The sequence below is a fragment of the Micromonospora echinofusca genome (genome assembly GCF_017614955.1).
GTDB classification, from domain to species: Bacteria; Actinomycetota; Actinomycetes; order Mycobacteriales; family Micromonosporaceae; genus Micromonospora; species Micromonospora echinofusca_A.
In genome coordinates, this window is the sequence record NZ_WVUH01000163.1 from 1 (window position 1) to 15,573 (window position 15,573).

The 15,573-nt window shown below is 72.4% G+C and carries 15 protein-coding genes; 8 read left to right on the plus strand and 7 right to left on the minus strand.

Annotation, left to right across the window (positions count from 1 at the left end; genetic code table 11):
* A partial coding sequence (locus GSF22_RS18730) for an N-acetylglucosamine kinase (protein WP_208814920.1) occupies positions 1 to 963 on the minus strand: 963 nt, incomplete at its 3' end.
* Positions 964 to 1,132: 169 nt separating this feature from the next.
* Between GSF22_RS18730 and GSF22_RS18735 the strand changes: the two genes are divergently transcribed.
* From GSF22_RS18735 to GSF22_RS18770, 8 genes are all read left to right on the plus strand, one after another.
* The gene (locus GSF22_RS18735; protein WP_208814921.1) at positions 1,133 to 2,098 is read left to right on the plus strand and encodes a MurR/RpiR family transcriptional regulator; all 966 of its coding nucleotides are present in this window, start codon (positions 1,133 to 1,135) and stop codon (positions 2,096 to 2,098) included.
* A complete protein-coding gene (locus GSF22_RS18740; RefSeq protein ID WP_208814922.1) occupies positions 2,095 to 2,844 on the plus strand; it encodes a sugar isomerase domain-containing protein in 750 nt (249 codons plus the stop codon). The genes GSF22_RS18735 and GSF22_RS18740 overlap by 4 nt, the downstream gene beginning before the upstream one ends.
* Positions 2,845 to 2,874: 30 nt before the next feature.
* On the plus strand, positions 2,875 to 4,314 hold the full coding sequence (gene ngcE / locus GSF22_RS18745) for an N-acetylglucosamine/diacetylchitobiose ABC transporter substrate-binding protein (protein WP_208814923.1): 1,440 nt from the start codon (positions 2,875 to 2,877) through the stop codon (positions 4,312 to 4,314).
* A gap of 16 nt (positions 4,315 to 4,330) precedes the next feature.
* A complete protein-coding gene (locus tag GSF22_RS18750) occupies positions 4,331 to 5,239 on the plus strand; it encodes a carbohydrate ABC transporter permease (protein WP_208814924.1) in 909 nt (302 codons plus the stop codon).
* Position 5,240: 1 nt separating this feature from the next.
* Positions 5,241 to 6,170, plus strand: a complete 930-nt coding sequence (locus GSF22_RS18755; protein ID WP_208814925.1) for a carbohydrate ABC transporter permease — start codon at positions 5,241 to 5,243, stop codon at positions 6,168 to 6,170.
* Positions 6,171 to 6,281: 111 nt separating this feature from the next.
* Complete coding sequence (locus GSF22_RS18760) at positions 6,282 to 8,027, plus strand: bifunctional 3'-5' exonuclease/DNA polymerase (RefSeq protein WP_208814926.1); 1,746 nt, start codon at positions 6,282 to 6,284, stop codon at positions 8,025 to 8,027.
* Positions 8,028 to 8,155: 128 nt separating this feature from the next.
* Positions 8,156 to 8,749, plus strand: coding sequence for a nucleotidyltransferase family protein (locus GSF22_RS18765; RefSeq protein WP_208814934.1), 594 nt, complete (start codon positions 8,156 to 8,158; stop codon positions 8,747 to 8,749).
* A gap of 244 nt (positions 8,750 to 8,993) precedes the next feature.
* Positions 8,994 to 9,698 carry a M15 family metallopeptidase gene (locus tag GSF22_RS18770; protein ID WP_208814927.1) on the plus strand — a complete coding sequence of 235 codons (705 nt, stop codon included), beginning with the start codon at positions 8,994 to 8,996 and terminating at the stop codon, positions 9,696 to 9,698.
* On the opposite strand, the gene GSF22_RS18775 is transcribed toward GSF22_RS18770, so the two are convergent.
* From GSF22_RS18775 to GSF22_RS18800, 6 genes are all read right to left on the minus strand, one after another.
* Positions 9,679 to 10,869 carry an MAB_1171c family putative transporter gene (locus GSF22_RS18775; RefSeq protein ID WP_208814928.1) on the minus strand — a complete coding sequence of 397 codons (1,191 nt, stop codon included), beginning with the start codon at positions 10,867 to 10,869 and terminating at the stop codon, positions 9,679 to 9,681. The two genes, GSF22_RS18770 and GSF22_RS18775, sit on opposite strands and share 20 nt — an antisense overlap.
* Complete coding sequence (locus GSF22_RS18780) at positions 10,862 to 11,413, minus strand: hypothetical protein (protein ID WP_208814929.1); 552 nt, start codon at positions 11,411 to 11,413, stop codon at positions 10,862 to 10,864. The genes GSF22_RS18775 and GSF22_RS18780 overlap by 8 nt, the downstream gene beginning before the upstream one ends.
* 4 nt (positions 11,414 to 11,417) lie before the next feature.
* Complete coding sequence (locus tag GSF22_RS18785) at positions 11,418 to 11,876, minus strand: helix-turn-helix domain-containing protein (protein WP_208814930.1); 459 nt, start codon at positions 11,874 to 11,876, stop codon at positions 11,418 to 11,420.
* Positions 11,877 to 11,924: 48 nt separating this feature from the next.
* Positions 11,925 to 12,734, minus strand: coding sequence for a metal-dependent hydrolase (locus tag GSF22_RS18790; RefSeq protein WP_208814931.1), 810 nt, complete (start codon positions 12,732 to 12,734; stop codon positions 11,925 to 11,927).
* 105 nt (positions 12,735 to 12,839) lie between these two features.
* Positions 12,840 to 14,387, minus strand: coding sequence for a serine/threonine-protein kinase (locus GSF22_RS18795; protein ID WP_307804106.1), 1,548 nt, complete (start codon positions 14,385 to 14,387; stop codon positions 12,840 to 12,842).
* Between the two features lie 128 nt (positions 14,388 to 14,515).
* The coding region (locus GSF22_RS18800; protein ID WP_208814933.1) for a glycosyltransferase family 4 protein at positions 14,516 to 15,573 on the minus strand (1,058 nt) is incomplete at its 5' end.

Sequence of the window (15,573 nt, forward strand, 5' to 3'; positions counted from 1 at the left end):
GTGCAGGCGTACCGGATCCGCCAGCTCGGGCAGGGTCCGTGCGGCCAGCCAGGCGCCGGCCGCCGCCCCGTCACCGGCGGTGTGCAACGGTGCCCCGGGCCAGCGGGCGGCCAGTTCCACCCGGACCGCCGTGGCGAGCGGGGTGTCGCCGGTGAGCAGCCCACCGCCCAGCACGACCGGGTCGGTGGCGTCGGACGGGCGGATCCGGGCGGTACTGGCGGCGAGTTCCCGGGCCGCCTCGGCGATGAGCGCACCGGCCGTCGGCTCACCCTCCCGGGCGGCCGTGACGACCAGCGGCGCGAGCCCGGCCAGCTCGATCGGCGCGCGTCGGGTGACGGTCTGCACCACCGCCTCGGCGGTCTGCCGGGGGCGCTCCGCGACCTCGGGTGAGCCGAGCAGTTCGGTGAGTACCCGGGCCGCCAGGGTGCCGACCTGCCGCCCCCGGTCCAGCTCGGTCAGGGTGCGGCGGACCGCCTCCCGGCCCAGCCAGAACCCGGAGCCGGTGTCGCCGAGCAGCCAACCGTGGCCGTCTGCGGTGCGGCCCAGCTCCCACCCGCACACCTGGGCGGCGATGGCGCCGGTGCCGGCGATGAGCACCGTGCCGTCCGGTGCGGCGGTACCCGAGGCGTACGCCACGAGCGCGTCGCCGTACACCTGGTAGGGGCAGCGCAGTCCGACGTCGTGCCAGGCGGTGTCGAACGCCGCCCGGCCGGCCGGGTCGGCGAGCAGTCGGCCGGCCCCGGCCAGCCCGATGGTGCCGGCCCGGACCCGGGCCGGGTCGACGGTGGCGAGGGCGGCCCGTAGCGCGCTGCGCAGTTCACCGGCGGCCCGTTCGGCGCCGTGGCTGGTGGGGTTGCCCCCGCCGGCCCGGCCGGTACCGAGGCGCTCACCGGTCAACGCGAAGACGGCGGCCCGGGTGGACGTACCGCCCACGTCCAGGCCCACCACGAGGGAGTCCGACACGCGCCTCATGCTGGTCGGCCGCGTTGAGTCAGGCAAGGGCCGACACTGCCACGCCGGGTGCGAGCCAGGTAACAGTTTGAAAACTTCGCCCACGGTCTTGACACGAGGGGGCCTTTAGTAAGAACTTTTACCACTAACAGTTAACCTTCTTTTCGGAAAGGCGACCCCCATGGTTGATCACGAGGTCGACACCCCCGCGGGGACCGCGGTGGTCGACGCCGAGGCGGTCGACCGACGGGCCGCCCACGGGCTGTCGCCCGCCGACAGCGTGCTGGCCCGGGTCCGCGCCGGCCTGCCCGGCTTCACCGGCGCCCTGCGCCGGGTCGCCGAGCAGGTGCTCAACGACCCGGACGCGGCCGCCCGGGCGACCATCGTCGAGCTGGCCGAGCGGAGCGGCACCTCACCGGCCACCGTCACCCGGTTCTGCCGGGCGATGGGCTTCGACGGCTACGCCGACCTGCGCCTCGGCATCGCGGCCGAGACCGGCCGGGCCCGCTCCGCCGGCTGGACCGTCGACATCGGACGCGAGATCCAGCCCGGCGACCCGCTGGAGCGGGTCCTCGGCCAGATCATGGCCGCCGACACCCGGGCCATGCACGACACCGCCACCCTGCTCGACCTCGACGAGGTGGAACGGGCCGCGGTGGCCATCGCCGGGGCCGCCCGGGTCAACATCTTCGGCGCCAGCGGCAGCGCCCTGGTGGGCGAGGAGATGCAGTTCAGCCTGCACCGCATCGGCGTGGCCGCGTGGGCGTGGAACGACGTCCACGAGGGACTCGCCAGCGCCGCCCTGCTCCGCGCCGGGGATGTCGCACTGGGCATCTCGCACACCGGGCAGACCCGGGAAACCATCGAGATGCTCGCCGAGGCGGGCAGCCGGGGCGCCACCACCGTCGCGTTGACCGGCTTCCCCCGCTCGCCGCTGGCCGAGCTGGCCGACATCGTGCTGCTCACCGCCAGCCAGGCCACCACGTTCCGGCCGGACGCGCTCTCCGCCCGGCACCCGCAACTGGTCGTGCTCGACCTGCTCTACATCGCGGTGGCGCAGCGCACCCACGACCGGGCCCACGCGGCCTTCCGACGTACCGCCCAGGCCGTCGACGGCCACAAGGCCGCGAAGGGGGCCACCACATGATCAGCGCAGCAGGGTACGCCGAGGCGGTCCGGCCGGTCCTGGACCGGTTGCTCGACTCGGAGGCCGACGGCATCGACCGGGCCGCCGACCTGATCACCGCCAGCCTGCGCTCCGGCGGGGTGGTGCAGACCTTCGGCGCCGGGCACTCGGAGGTCTTCGCCGCCGAGCTGGTCGCCCGGGCCGGCGGACTGGTCCCCACCAACCGGATCACCCTGCACGACCTGGTACTGCACGGCGACGCGCCCCGGGACGTGCTCGCCGACCCGAAGCTGGAACGCGACCCCGCCGTCGCCCACCAGCTCTACGAGATCGCCGCCCCGGCCCCGCAGGACATCTTCCTGGTCGCCTCCCAGTCCGGTATCAACGGATCGGTGGTCGAGCTGGCGGAGCTGGTCACCGGGCGCGGCCACCGGCTCATCGCGGTCACCTCGGTGGCACACACCGCCCGGGTGACGCCCCGGCACCCGTCGGGACGACGGCTTGCCGACCTGGCCGACGTCGTGCTGGACAACGGCGCGCCGTACGGCGACGCACTGCTGCCACTGCCCGGTGGCGGCGCGGTCTGTGCGGTCTCCACGGTCACCGCTGCGCTGCTGGCGCAGCTGCTCACCGCGGAGGTCGTACGACGGTTCCACCTCGCCGGAGAGGCACCCCCGATCTACCTCTCGGCGAACGTCCCCGGTGGGGACGCGCACAACAACGCCCTTGAGTCGCGGTACGCCGGGCGTCTCCGGCGTACGGCCTGATTCGCATCCCACCCGCAAGGAGAGACGACGATGTCCGTTACCCCGGAGAACCCGACGGAGCTCAGCCGTCGTACCGTGCTGCGTCGCGCCGCCGCCGCCGGCCTGCTCGCCACCCCGGCAGCCGGTCTGCTCAGCGCCTGCGCCACCAGCGGCGGCGACGAGAAGACCGACGACAAGCCCGCCACCGGCACCAAGAGCGCCACCAACCCGCTCGGCGTGCCGGAGGACGCGCCGATCGAGGTGGTCATCTTCAACGGCGGCTACGGCGAGAAGTACGCCACCGACGTGCACCAGCCGCTGTACAAGAAGGCGTTCCCGAAGGCGGAGATCAAGCACCAGTCGAGCCAGGCCATCTCGACCATCCTCCAGCCCCGCTTCGCCTCCGGCCAGCCGCCGGAGTTCGTCAACAACTCCGGTGAGAAGATGCTCGACTTCGGCGCGCTGGTCGCCGACGGTCAGCTCTACGACCTGACCGAGCTGTGGGACGCGCCGTCGGTCGACGACCCGGCGAAGAAGGTCCGGGACACGGTCGTCCCCGGCACCGTCGACGTCGGCTCGTTCAACGGCAAGCCGTACGTGCTGTACTACGTCTCCACCGTGTTCGGCATCTGGTACTCGGGCAAGCTGTTCAAGGACAACGGCTGGGCTCCGGCGAAGAACTGGGACGAGTTCGTCAAGCTCTGCGACGCGATCAAGGCCAAGGGCATCACCCCGTACGGCTACGCCGGGGCGAACGCGGCCTACTACCAGTGGAACGTCATCCTCACCCACGCGGCCAAGATCGGTGGTGAGGACGTACTGAAGAACATCGACAACCTGGAGGACGGTGCCTGGCAGGTCGACGCCGTCAAGCAGGCCGCGCAGGCGTGGGCCGAGATCGGCGCCAAGTACACCGACAAGAGCTTCGAGGGTCTGAAGCACACCGACGTGCAGCTCCGGCAGAACCAGTACAAGCTGGCCTTCTACCCCAGCGGCGACTGGCTGGAGGGCGAGCAGAAGAAGGACACCCCCGAAGGTTTCGAGTACCAGCTCATGCCGATCCCGAGCCTGTCCGCCTCGGACAAGCTGTCGCCGGCGGCGGTGCGCGCCACCGCCGGTGAGGGCTACTTCGTCTCGGCCAAGAGCAAGAACCCCAAGGGCGGGCTGGAGTACATGCGCCAGATGCTCTCCGTCGCCGGGGCGAAGGGCTTCACCGAGACGGTGAAGGCGCCGACCGTGGTCACCGCCGGCTCCCAGGGGTACGCCTTCCCGCCCGGTGTGGCCAGCTCGCAGGCCGCGCTCGCGGCGGCCGGCAAGGACGTCGTCAACATCTACTTCGACGGCTGGTACAAGGAGCTGGACAAGGAGGTCCGCACCGCGACCAACGAGCTGATGTTCGGCCGGATCAAGGCGGACGCCTTCGTCGAGCGCATCCAGAAGCGTGCCGACGCCATCAAGAAGGACTCCTCCGTCACCAAGTTCAAGCGCTGAGCGGAGCGTAGAGGTCATGCGGCACGGCAAGTATCCCTTCGTGGTCGGCTTCCTGGCCGCCCCGGTGACGCTGTATCTGGTCTTCGTGATCGCGCCGTACGCCCAGGCGTTCCAGATCTCGATGACCGACTGGAGGGGGCTCTCCGCCCCGAACTGGGTCGGGCTCGACAACTTCCGCAGGTTGCTCGACGACGCTGACTTCTGGAAAGCGGTCCAGCACCACGGCGTACTGCTGCTTGCCCTGCCGCTGATCACGATTGTCATCGCGCTCTTCTTCGCCTTCCTGCTCAACGTGGGCGGCAAGAGCATCGGCGGGCAACGCCAGGGGGTCTGGGGGGCGAAGTTCTACCGGGTGGTGTTCTTCTTCCCCCAGGTCCTGGCGGTGGCGATCATCGCGGTGCTGTTCCAGATGGTCTACCGGCCCAACGAGTCCGGTCTGATCAACGGTGTGCTGATGAAGATCGGGCTGGACCCGATCCTCTTCCTGATCAACCCGAACCTCGCGCTCTGGTCGATCATCGGGGTGCTGGTCTGGCAGGCGGTCGGCTTCTACGTGGTGCTCTTCTCCGCCGGGATGGCGTCCATCCCCGGGGAGATCTACGAGGCCGCCGAGATGGACGGCGCCACCCGGGTCACCCTGTTCTTCCGGGTCACCCTGCCGCTGCTCTGGGACACCCTCCAGGTGGCCTGGGTCTACCTAGGGATCGCCGCGTTCGACGCGTTCGCCATCGTCGCGGTGCTCTCGGTCGACGGTGGCGGTCCGGACGGCGCGACGACGGTGCTGGCGATGGAGATCTACCGCAACGCCTTCGTCTACTCGAAGTACGGCTACGCCTCGGCGATGGGGGTGGCGCTGTTCTTCCTCACCATCACGTTCGCGGCGTTGACGCTGCGGCTGACCAAGCGGGAGAGCGTGGAGTACTGAGATGAACCCGCAGACCATCGTGAAGTCATCCGCCCCCGTGGGTGCCCCGGGCCGGGCCGCAGGTCCGGCCGGGCACCGCCGGAGCCGGAGCAACCGGCGGGCCGAGGTACGCCTGTTCTCCCGCCTCGGGCACGTGGCGCTGGCCGTCTGGGCGGTCATCGTCATCGTGCCGATCCTCTGGACGTTCCTGGCCGCGTTCAAGAACACCACCGAGATCTTCAGCAGCCCGTGGACCCTCCCGGCCGAGCTGCGCTGGGAGAACTTCGGCCGGGCCTGGACCAAGGCGAACGTCGGCCGGTACTTCCTGAACAGCGTCATCGTGGTCGGGTTCGGCACCTTCGGCACCATGTTGCTCGGTTCGATGGCGGCGTACGTGCTGGCCCGCTACAAGTTCTGGGGCAACCGGTTCATCTACTACCTGTTCGTCTCCGGGCTGGCCTTCCCGGTCTTCCTGGCCCTGGTGCCGCTGTTCTTCGTGGTGAAGAACCTGGGCCTGCTGGACACCCACACCGGGGTGGTGCTGGTCTACATCGCGTACTCGCTGCCGTTCACGATCTTCTTCCTGGCCGCGTTCTTCAAGACGCTGCCCTCGTCGGTGGCCGAGGCGGGGATGATCGACGGCTGCTCGCACACCCGGCTGTTCTTCCGGGTGATGCTGCCGATGGCCAAGCCGGGCCTGATCAGCGTGGCGATCTTCAACATCATCGGCCAGTGGGCGCAGTACCAGCTGCCGCTGGTGCTGCTCTCCAACGCCAAGGAGAAGTGGGTGCTCACCCAGGGCATCGCCGACATCTCGGTGAACGCCGGCTACGAGGCGGACTGGTCGGGTCTCTTCGCCGCCCTGACCATCGCGATCCTGCCGATGATCATCGTGTACGCGGTCTTCCAGCGGCAGATCCAGTCCGGGCTGACCTCCGGCGCGGTCAAGTGACCCACCGGTCCTGACTGCACCGGTACCGACCCACCGGCACCGACCTGCCGGTGCCGATCGACTGCCCCGCATCCCCGCCGCTTGTCGGGGGTGCGGGGCACAATCGTCGGTGTGCTGGTGGCGGTGTCGGGGGAGGCGCACGGCGGGGGAGCCGTGCTGCAACCGCTGCACCCGGACGGTACGCCCGCCGGGCCGGCCGAGCCGGTGACCGACCTGGTCGCCGCCGTCGCCGCCCGGGAGCGGACGGACCGGCCGCGCTGGGTGTGGGCGGCCACCCCGATGATCTACCCGGCGCTGCGGGCCGCCGGGGTCCGGGTGGAGCGTTGCCACGACGTCGAGCTGACCGAGGGGCTGTTGCTGGGGCACGCCGGCCGGTGGGGTGAGCCGAGGGCGCTCGCGGCGGCCTGGGCCCGGCTGACCGGGGCGCCGGTGCCGCCCGACCCGCCGTCCCGCCCGGCGGCACCGCCCGGCCACGGCCAGGGTGCGCTCTTCGACGCGCCGCCGGCCGCTCCCGGTCCGGGCCTGGAGGCCCTGGTCAAGGTGTACGCCGACCAGCTCGCCCGGATCGCGGCGACCGAGCATCCCGGCCGGTTCCGGCTGCTGGTGGCCGCCGAGTCGGCCGGCGCCCTGGTGGCGGTGGAGATGGGCGCGACCGGCCTGCCGTTGCGCGCCGACGTGCACGACGCGCTCCTGCTCGACCTGCTCGGGGAGCCGTCCCCGGTGGGCGGGCCACCCCGGCGGCTGGCGGAGTTGGGCGCCCGGATAGCGGAGACCTTCGGGCTACGGCAGTTGCATGCCGACTCCCCGGCCGAGCTGCTCCGGGCGTTCGCGAAGGCCGGGGTGGAGCTGCCCAACACCCGGGCCTGGGTGCTGCGTGGGGTGGACCACCCGGCGGTGCCGCTGGTCCTGGAGTACAAGGAGCTCTACCGGATCTGGACGGCGCACGGCTGGAGCTGGCGGGACGCCTGGGTCTCCGACGGGCGGTTCCGCCCGGAGTACGTGCCGGGTGGGGTGGTGTCGGGCCGGTGGGCGACCCGGGGTGGTGGTGCCCTGCAGATCCCGAAGGTGGTCCGGCGGGCGGTGGTGGCCGATCCGGGCTGGCGGTTCGTGGTGGCCGACGCCGGGCAGTTGGAGCCGAGGGTGCTCGCCGCGATGTCCGGTGACCAGCGGCTGGCCGCCGCCGGGGGCGCCGGGGACCTCTACGCCGCGTTGGCCCGGGACGCCTTCGGTGGCGACCGGGCGCGGGCCAAGGTGGCCCTGCTCGGCGCCATGTACGGGCAGACCGGCGGGTCGGCGGCGCCGGCCCTGGCGGTACTGCGGCGCAACTACCCGACCGCCTTCGAGTACGTCGAGGCGGCGGCCCGTACCGGTGAGGCGAACGGGCTGGTCCGGTCCTGGTTGGGGCGGACCTGCCCGCCGGCGGGCGTCGCGGTGCAGGGGACCGATCCGGACGAGCCAATGGTCTCCGCCGAACCCGGGGCCGACCCGTGGGGTCCCCGGTCGCGGGCGGCGGCCCGGTCCCGGGGCCGGTTCACCCGCAACTTCGTTATCCAGGCGACCGCCGCCGAGTGGGCGGCCACCCTGCTGGCGACGCTGCGCACCGCGTTCCTGGCGGGCTCGCCCCCGGGGCCGCGCGGGTCGACCGCAGTCCTTCCGGGGGCCGGCCCGGGCGGTGCCGAGCTGGTCTTCTTCCAGCACGACGAGGTGGTGGTGCACTGCCCGGCGGAGCAGGCGGACCGGGTGGCGGTGCTGGTGTCCCAGGCGGGGGAACAGGCCACCCGGTTGCTGTTCGGGGCCACTCCGGTGCGCTTCCCGCTCGACGTCAGTGTCGTCGAGTGCTACGCCGACGCCACGTGATGACATGACATTTCCGTTTTGACCCGAAACCCGGCTATCTGACGGCTCGTTACCCCCGTTGTGCGTACGACGGGACGGAACCGCCCGTCGCCAGGGTGGGGGTGGCACAGCTGAACCGGATCGCAGGAATGATCATCGCTGCCGGCGGCGGGCGTCGGATCGGCGGCCCGGAGGCGCTGCTGCACCAGGGGGAGAAGCCCCTGGTCGACCAGATGCTGGACACCCTGGTCGAGGGGGGCTGCGGCCAGATCGTGGTGGTCCTGGGTGCCGCCGCCGACCAGGTGCTGCGTACCGCCGAACTGTCCCGGGCCACCGTGGTGGTCAACCCGTCCTGGGGGACCGGCATCGGCTCCTCCCTGGGCGTGGGGTTGGCGGCCCTGACCGACGACCGCATCGAGGCGGTGCTGGTCGTACCGGTCGACATGCCCGGCCTGACCGTCGCCGCCGTGCGTCGGGTCAGTGCCCTGCCGTACCCGGACGTCCTGGTCTGCGCCACCTACGGCGGGCTGCGGGGGTACCCGATGCTGTTCGGGCGCCGGCACTGGCCGGGCATCACCACGCTGGCCAAGGCCGACGTCGGTGCCCGGCCCTACCTCCTGGCCCACAAGGACCAGATCGTCGACATCGCCTGTGACACGGTCGCGGACGGCAGTCGGGTGGACACCCCGGAGCTGATGACCCTCTGGGGGCTCAGCGTGCCACCGCAGCGGGTCGGCGTCTGACCCGTCCACGGTCGTGCCCGGGTCGGGCGTCGTCGCAGGAATGACGGCCTGCACTCTGCGTAACTCCGCTGGGTCGGTGGCCATGCCTCCTCCGGCTCCTTTGCTCTGCTTCACTATCGGAAACACCGGCATTGGCCAGGTGTTTTGCCCGCAGGCTCCATCGCCCATCCGGTGAGCTGCGATAACTCCGCGTTACTGTTGCCCGGAGTGAAGCAGAGCAAAGGACGTGGGGGAGGGTGGCCGGATGCGCAGGCGCCGTTCGGCGACGCGGACGCCCCACCCACGACCCGCCGCCCACCGGGCGCTCACCCTGAGCGTGGTGGCCGTACTGCTGGTCGCGCTGCCGGCGTGCGCCGGGCCCCGGCCCGCCCCGTCGGTGCCACCCTTCGTCCACGAGATCCGCCCCGTCGGCGCCGACGAGGTTTCCCGGAGCTGGCGACCCGGCTGCCCGGTCGGCCCCGGGGAGTTGCGGGCACTACGGCTGGGCTACTGGGGCTTCGACGGCCGGTCGCACGTCGGTACCCTCGTCGCCCACGAGACGGTCGCCGACGACCTGGTCGGGATCTTCGCGGCGCTGTACCGCGAGCGTTTCCCGATCCGGCAGATGCAGCCGGTCGACGCGTTCGACGGCAGCGACGACCGGTCGATGGCGGCGGACAACACCTCGGGCTTCAACTGCCGTCGGGCGGTGGCCGGCGGTACGCAACGCTGGTCGGCGCACGCGTACGGTCGGGCCGTCGACGTCAACCCGGTGGAGAACCCGTACCTGCTCAAAGGAGCGGTCCTCCCGCCCGAGGGTGCCGGCCACCTGGACCGCACCGCCGACCGGCCGGGCATGGCGGTGCCGGACGGTACCCTGGTCCGCGCCTTCACCGCCGCCGGCTGGCAGTGGGGCGGCACCTGGCCGGACACCCCCGACTACCAGCATTTCAGTCGGCCCGCACGGTGAGGTGGTCCAGTGCCCGGGCGACCTGCACCAGCCACGCCGGGTCGTCGGCGCCGGTCAGGTCCGGCCCGGTGGTGCCCGACGGCGGCGGAGCGTCGACCCGGTGCCGGGGGCAGCGGAGCAGGTGCAGGGCACTGCGGATGCGCAGCGCCTCCTCGACGGCGGTGACCGGGAGCCGGTACCGCCGGGCGGTCCGCTCGGCACCCCCGACCACCGGGCCCATGTACGGCGCCAGCGCGCTGCGACCGTCGCGGATCTCCACGAGTCGACGGTAGAGCCGGTAGTCGAGGTCCCGCAGCAGCAGCAGATCGGCCAGCCGGGACTCCGGCGGGTCCAGGGCGATGCCCGGCACCGCCCGGTACATGGCGTGCCACAGCGGGTACAGCCGCAGGTAGGTCCAGATCTGGTTCACCCGGTGTGTGCTGGCGGTCAGCCGGGGCCCCCAGGACGGCAGGGTCAGCCCGGCGGTGATCACCACCGCCCCGGCGCAGGCGCACTGGGTGGCCCCCTCGTTGAGCAGGACCAGCCGGGCGCCGTGCCAGGCACCGAACACGAAGGCGGCCTTGCCCAGGCAGTAGCCCAGCGCGATGACCGAGCCCACCGCCACCAGCTTCAACCCCCGGGCCAACCAGGGCCGGTCGGGAGCGGTGTGCGCGACCCGGGTGGCGAACTGCCGGCCGCGCCAGGCCGCCGTGGCCAGCCCGTAACCGAAGGCGCTGACGTACACCAGCAGGAAGGTGCCCCCCATCCGGTTCGGCCCGTACACGAGATCGAAGTCGTCGGGGTGCTCGACCGTCGCGCCGGTCCGCCGGAACAGCGCCGCCATGACGACGAGCACGACGGCGTAGAACAGCAGCAGCCGCCGGCCCCGGCGGCGGGCCTCGGCGGCCGGTAGGTGCCACAGCATCAGCATGATCAGGGCGACCACGCTGTACCCGACGATGCAGCCGTACACCAGCAGCGACGCCATGTTGGGAATGCCCAGCAGCTCGTTGACCGCCGTGTAGACCTCGGGTACGGCCAGGGTGAAGCCGAACGCGGGCAGCGCGATGCAGGCGGTGAGGGCCCACAACGCCTGGTTGTGCGGGTCGTGGCGCAGCGCCGCCAGCTTGTACCCGGTGGCGGTCCAGGCGGTGGCGGCGCAGGTGAGGAAGGCGGTGGTGTGGCTAGACACGGTTGTGGTGTTCCAGGGACCGGCCGAGACGGGCGACCAGCGGGTCGCTGGGCGGCTGCGGAACCGGCTGCCGGCGCGCGCCGGCCCGCTGACCGAGCAGGGAGGCGAGGATCTCCGCCTCCTGCTCCTCGACCGTGCCGTAGGCGCTGCGGCCGAGCATGCCCTGCACCACCCGGGGATCGAGGTGCCGGAAGACCTGCCCGACCCCGATCTGCTCGTCCAGCAGGTGCGGCCGGTGACCGAGCATCAGGTGGGCGGCCTCGTGCAGCACGATGTGGTCCCGTTGCGCGCCGCTCGTGGAGGAACGGACCACCAGGTAGTCGGCGTACTCGGTGGTCACGCAGAGCCCGCACGGGGCGCCGGGCGGCAGGTCGAACGGGAGCAGGTGGATCGGTCGGCCCCGGTCGGCGCTGAGCTGCCCGACGAAGCGCTGGAGATCGAACGGCTCGGGCATGCGGATGCTGCGGGCGATCTGCTCACAGCGTCGGCGTACCTGCCGCAGGGTCTCCCGTCGACGGCCGAAGGGCCAGGGGGACAGGACCATCGCCTCAGGTCCGGGACGTGCCGTCATCCGTGCCGGGGCGGGAGCGTTCCAGCTCACGGATGGTGGCGAGCAGTTCGGTCAGGGCGTCGATCGCCTGCTCCGCCTCCGGTACGACGGACTGCCGCAGGGCGATCGTCCGGGCCCGTACCTGCCGCAGCGCGGCGGCCAGGTCCAGCTCCCGGTCGACCTCGTCGGCGAGGGTGTCGCTGGTGAAGTACTCCACCGGGACGCCGAAGAACCGGGCGAGCCCGCGCAGGTGCTTCAGGCTCGGGTTGTCCTTCTCGCCGTTGCGCAACTGGCCGATGTAGGCGAAGGAGATCGGCTCGCCGGCTGCGGTGACCGCGTCGGCCACCTCGCGGAGACTGAACCGGCTGCCGTCCGGCTTGCGGATCCGGTCGAAGACCCGGTTGAGGCGTCCGGCCAGCGTACTGCCGCTGGTGGGCCGGTGTTCGTCGGCGGCCATCGTTCGCTCCTCGCCACGGGGTCGGATCGGACCACAGTACCCCTGTGCTCAGCTCTCGATGGTGAAGCGTTCCAGCACGTTGGGCGCCACCAGCCCGATCGCGGAGAGGATCGCCACCACGGTCAGTCCGATCCGGACGAACACCACCTCGGCCTTGCTGCCGGTCTTCAGCGCGATGCTGTTCGGCATCCCGATCATGGTCCACATCCGGCGCCTGATCGGGATGGGCCAGAGGATGGGCACCCCGGCCCGGGTCATCAGGTCACCGAGGATGTGCACGAAGCAGCCGACGCCGACGGCGAGCCCGATCAGCGGGTACCCCCGGTCGCCCGGAAGGTTCAGGAAGGTGAACCAGGCCGCCGCGAGGGAGACCAGGGTGACGATCACCCAGCCGGCGCGCTTGGCCCAGTCGTCGAAGAGCCCGCGCAGCGCCAGGCCGATCATGAAGAACAGGATGCCGATCACGGCCCACTTGCCGTACGTGGCGCAGAGGGCGGTGGTACCCCAGCCGACCAGCACGGTGAACGGGATGGTGTGGGTCAGCGTGCGGTGGCCGTTGTTGCGGTGCGGGTCCTTGCTCAGCTTGGTCGCGTGGTAGACGCCGAGCGACAGCTTCTCGATCACCTCGGCGATGAAGAGCGAGAAGACGCCGAACGTCCGGGCGACGGTGGCCCCGCCCTGGTTGCGGGTCACCTTGCCGGAGAGGTCGAGGTCGGGGAAGAGGGCCCCACCGGCGCAGACCGCCGTCCCCACCGCGATCGCCAACGGCGACTGGTGGTAGTCGGCGAACTGCTCCAGTGCCCAGGAACCGGCCAGCCAGGCGGCGGCGCCGGAGAGCGCGTGGGACGGTCCCATCATGGTGGCCTCATCCTCCCCAGGATCTTGGGCACGAAACTACGCCACTGTGCCAGTGGAACGGGCATCGGGCAACAACCTCCACCGTTCCACTCAGGACACGACCGGTCAGGTCGGCCGGAAACTCTGCCGGATCGTCAGCAACCGGTCGTGGTTCGCCGGCCAGTCCAGCTCCGGGGTCTGCCAGGCCAGCACGTAGGCGTGTACCGGTGAGGTCCGGACCAGCAGCCGCGAGCTGCGCATCCGTACGCCGCCCGGACCGACCCAGCCGCACTCCCAGACCGCCGCGCCGTCGTGCCAGCCGGCGACCGGGGCCAGTTCCACCTGGCGGTAACCGGGCAGCGCGCCACTGCCGGTGAGCCGGCGTTCCTGGTCACGCCAGTACGTCACCAGGTCGGCCGGTGGGGTGACGGTCTCGACGCTCAGCGCCCGGAAACCGCTCGGGTCCCGGAAGCAGGCCGCCGCCCCGTCGGCGAACCGCAGCCAGCCCACCGGGGCGGCGATCCGGAACGTCGGCTCGGTGTACCAGGTCCAGTCCGCCGGTAACAGGTACCGCTCCCCGGCCGGGGTGGGGGCCGGGGCGACCCGCTGTGCCTGGTACGGCCCGGCCGGTCGGGCGCACGGGAAGGCCGCCGGCCGGGCGGTGGCCGGTGGTGGGGCCGGCGCCGGCCCGGTGCCCGGCGGGCCACCCCGGGAGACCAGCGCCACGCCCGCCGCTACCAGCGCGACCGCCCCGCCGGCCACCAGCCACTGCCGGACCCGCCGGAACCGGCCGCCCGGCCGCCCCGGGGCGGGAGGCCGGTCCGGTGCCTCCGTGGCGGTCGGCTGCGGCGGTGCGGGCTCGGCGGCGACCACCGCCCGGAGCAGCTTTTCGGCCTGACCGGCGGTCAACCGTTTCGCCGGGTCCCGGCGGAGCAGCCCGGTCAGCACCGGGCGCAGTGGACCGGCCCGGCGGGGGGTGGCGGGCTGTTCGGTGGCGAGTGCGGTGAGGGTGGCCATCGTGGTCGGCCGGGCGTACGGCGACTTCCCCTCGACCGCCGCGTAGAGGGTGGCCCCCAGCGACCACAGGTCGGTCCGGGCGTCGGCGGTACCGTCCCGGGCGCGTTCCGGTGCGACGTACTGCGGGGAGCCGAGCACCATGCCGGGGCGGGTCATCGCGCCGTCGCCACCGTCGAAGGTGGCCAGCCCGAAGTCGCTGAGCACCACCCGCCCGTGCTCGCCGACCAGCACGTTGTGCGGCTTGACGTCCCGGTGCAGCACCCCGGCGGCGTGCGCGGCGCGCAGCGCGTCGAGCAGGGCCAACCCGATCCGGGCCGCCCGGTACGGGGCGAACGGCCCGTCGGTGGTGAGGATCTGCTGCATCGACCGGCCGGCGATGTACTCCATGACGATCCACGGGTTGTCGCCGGTGTGCACCACGTCGTAGATGCGGACCACGTTGGGGTGGTTGAGCCGGGCGGCGGTGCGCGCCTCGCGCATGGTGCGCTGGCGCAACTCCTCGCGTTCGGCCTCGGTCAGCCACTCCGGTGGGACGACCTCCTTGACGGCGACGTCGCGGTGCAGCATCTCGTCCCGGGCCAGCCAGACCCGGCCCATCCCGCCGCTGCCGACCAGGTCGAGCAGGCGGTACCGCCCGACGATCAGCAGCTGCTGCACGGCGCCACTCCCCATCCGTCACCCGCCGTACACGATAGCCAGCGGAGCGCGGTGGGCCCATCCCGTGCGACGGTCCGATCAGGTCGGTGTGCCGCGCCGGGCAGACCCGGACGACGGGCCCGGGCCGGTCAGCGGGCCGCGACGGCGAGCAGGTTCCCCTCCGGCACCACGATCCGGGCCGGTGCGCCGGTCGACCGTCCAACGGGGTCGCCGGCCTCCCGCCGGGCGGTGGCGTAGGTCGCGGCGGTCCGGGCGGCGATGGTGGTCCAGCCGTACCGCTCGCTGACCATGGTCCGGGCCCGGCGGGCCACCCGGCGGGCGAAGACCTCGTCGGCGAGGAGCTGGCCCACCGCACCGGCCAGGGCGCCCGGGTCGCTGTGCGGGAAGGTGACCCCGGTGACGCCCGGCTCGACGATCTCGGCGAGTCCGCCGGTGGCGGACACCGCCAGCGGGGCGCCGGCCGCCGCCGCCTCCAGGGCGACCATGCCGAACGGTTCGTAGAGGCTCGGCACCACGGTCGCGTCGGTGGCGGCCAGCACCGCCGGTAGCCGGGTGGCGTCGAGGAAGCCGACGAAGTCGACGGTGCCGCCCAGGTCCAGCCGGTGCGCCTCGGCCTGCAACTCCGCCCGGTACGGGCCGTCCCCGGCGATCACCACGCGCAGCCCGGGGTGCCGGTGGCGCAGCTCGGGCAGGCCGGCGATCAGGTGCTGGACGCCCTTCTCGTAGACCAGCCGGCCGGCGTAGCCGACCAGCGGGCCGTCCCCGGCGAAGCGGCTGCGGGCGGCGGCGACCGCCCGGGGCCGGGCGTACCAGGCCCGGTCGTCGACCCCGTTGGGCACCACGTCGACCCGGTCGGTCGGTACCTCGAACAGGCCGGTGACCTGGTCGCGCATGTACCCGGAGCAGACGATCACCCGGCCGGAGGCGTTGCTCAGCCAGTGCTCCACGGCGTGGATGGTCCGGTTCATCTCCTCGGGCAGCCAGCCCTGGTGCCGGCCGGCCTCGGTGGCGTGGATCGTGGTGACCAGCGGCAGGTCCAGGTGCTCGGCGAGGGTGATCGCGGTGTGCGCGACGAGCCAGTCGTGGGCGTGGACGACGTCGTACCCGCCGGTCTCGGCGGCGCGCAGGGCGGCCCGGGTGAGGGTGTGGTTGAAGGCCATGGTCCAGGCGAGCAGGCTGGAGGTGG

Excerpts from the sequence above, each read along its gene's own strand:
- GSF22_RS18735 (WP_208814921.1), top strand. The coding sequence starts at position 1,133 with ATGGTTGATCACGAGGTCGACACCCCCGCGGGGACCGCGGTGGTCGAC.
- GSF22_RS18740 (WP_208814922.1), top strand. The coding sequence starts at position 2,095 with ATGATCAGCGCAGCAGGGTACGCCGAGGCGGTCCGGCCGGTCCTGGAC.
- ngcE (WP_208814923.1), top strand. The coding sequence starts at position 2,875 with ATGTCCGTTACCCCGGAGAACCCGACGGAGCTCAGCCGTCGTACCGTG.
- GSF22_RS18750 (WP_208814924.1), top strand. The coding sequence starts at position 4,331 with ATGCGGCACGGCAAGTATCCCTTCGTGGTCGGCTTCCTGGCCGCCCCG.
- GSF22_RS18755 (WP_208814925.1), top strand. The coding sequence starts at position 5,241 with ATGAACCCGCAGACCATCGTGAAGTCATCCGCCCCCGTGGGTGCCCCG.
- GSF22_RS18765 (WP_208814934.1), top strand. The coding sequence starts at position 8,156 with ATGATCATCGCTGCCGGCGGCGGGCGTCGGATCGGCGGCCCGGAGGCG.
- GSF22_RS18770 (WP_208814927.1), top strand. The coding sequence starts at position 8,994 with ATGCGCAGGCGCCGTTCGGCGACGCGGACGCCCCACCCACGACCCGCC.
- GSF22_RS18780 (WP_208814929.1), bottom strand. The coding sequence starts at position 11,413 with ATGGTCCTGTCCCCCTGGCCCTTCGGCCGTCGACGGGAGACCCTGCGG.
- GSF22_RS18785 (WP_208814930.1), bottom strand. The coding sequence starts at position 11,876 with ATGGCCGCCGACGAACACCGGCCCACCAGCGGCAGTACGCTGGCCGGA.
- GSF22_RS18790 (WP_208814931.1), bottom strand. The coding sequence starts at position 12,734 with ATGATGGGACCGTCCCACGCGCTCTCCGGCGCCGCCGCCTGGCTGGCC.